Raw genomic sequence first — 1,604 nt, 5'->3', positions numbered from 1 at the left:
TCGCCATTCTTGTCTTTCCATTCAGGCCAGCTCAGCACCGCTTTCACTTCCTCATATTTGAGCATGCCTCTGTCATTATTCATGGACGAGAAGGCGCGAAACAGCTCCATATTGAACTCGCCATCCTTGTCCTTCCATTCGGGCCAGCCCAGCACCTTTTTCACTTTCTCATGTTTGAGCTTTCCTTTGGCATGATTCATGGACGAGAAGGCGCGGAATAACTTCATGCTGAACTCGCCATTCTTGTCTTTCCATTCCGGCCAGTCCAGCACCTCTACAACTTCCTCATGGTTGAGCAGGCCTCTGCTATGATTCATGGACGCGAAGGCATGAAACAGCTCCGTATTGAACTTGCCATCCTTGCCTTTCCATTCTGGCCAGCCCAGCATCTCTTTCACTTTTTCATGTTCAAGCGTGCCTTTGCTGCTATTCATGGACGAGAAGGCGCGGAACAGCTCTACGCTGAACTTGCCATGCCTGTCTTTCCATTCGGGCCAGCCCAGCACCGCTTTCACTTCCTCATGTTTAAGTATTCCTCTGCCATGATTCATGGACGAGAAGGCGCGGAACAGCTCCATACTGAACTGGCCATGCCTGTCTTTCCATTCAGGCCAGTCCAGCACCTCTTTGACTTCCTCATGTTTGGGCAAGCCCCGGTTATTATTCATGGACGAGAAAGAACGGAACAGTTCCATATTGAACTCACCATTCTTGTCTTTCCATTCCGGCCAGCCCAGTATTGCTTTTACTTCCTTATGTATGGGCAGACCTTTGCTACTATTCATGGACGAGAAAGAAGTCAATACATCCAAACTTGCTAAATATTCGAGTTCACTTTGACTACGTTCTGCAAAACTACGGATATGTTTTTTTAGATTACCCAGCATGTTGGTTAGCATGCCTGTATTTTTGAAGTTTTCAGAAAGGTGCGCAAAAAAAATGCTCGCATTCTCGAAGAAGGCATCAAAAGAATCTCTCTCTACGAAACCAAGTAGCTTATAAAAAGTGTGCTTTACAGTGATGTTTTTTTTCTTGAATACCTCCATAAGGATTTGAGCTTTTTCAAGCTCTTCCTCGCTTAATTCGTATTTAATATTTGCTTTTACTTTTTCCAATGGGTCATCGGTAATCTGATTGTCTGTCGGCTTCTTTTTTTTGGCTGGTGGTGCAGCGGCTGTTTTTGAGTTATTTCTCTTTCTACCCGGACCCTTCTTTTTTTTCTGAGCCGGTTCTGATGAATCAGGTTCTGTTTCTTCCGGGGTTTGTCTTGCTCTTTTTTTACCATGAGTGCCCGACAGGCACTTGTTGCATAAAATCGCTGAGGCAGCTGCCTCATTGGTTATTTGCCTTAATTCCTGTGTATCCAGTGCCTTGTTACACTTGGAACAAGTGACAACCGAACTTCCGGTATCCTGCACAACTGAAGGTTCCGGTGGGTCATCGTCTCCACGACCACTGTCGCCTGTAGAATCGGTTCCCTGGTTACGGGCAGTGGATTGGCTTATCTGGCCGGTCTGATCTGTTGTCGCAGTCGTTGATGCTTTGGTCATTCGGGAGGATGGATTCTTTTTCTCAGTACCTACCTGTCGGCCAGAATATTTGGC

At 46.3% G+C, this 1,604-nt stretch carries 1 protein-coding gene; it reads right to left on the bottom strand.

Going from position 1 to position 1,604, the window contains the following annotated elements; genetic code table 11:
• The coding region (locus tag KDK17_RS11245; protein WP_257288111.1) for a hypothetical protein at positions 1 to 1,604 on the bottom strand (1,604 nt) is incomplete at both ends.

Source organism: Endozoicomonas sp. SESOKO2 (assembly GCF_024606245.1).
GTDB lineage: Bacteria > Pseudomonadota > Gammaproteobacteria > Pseudomonadales > Endozoicomonadaceae > Endozoicomonas_A.
This window is presented reverse-complemented; position numbering and strand designations above follow the sequence as displayed.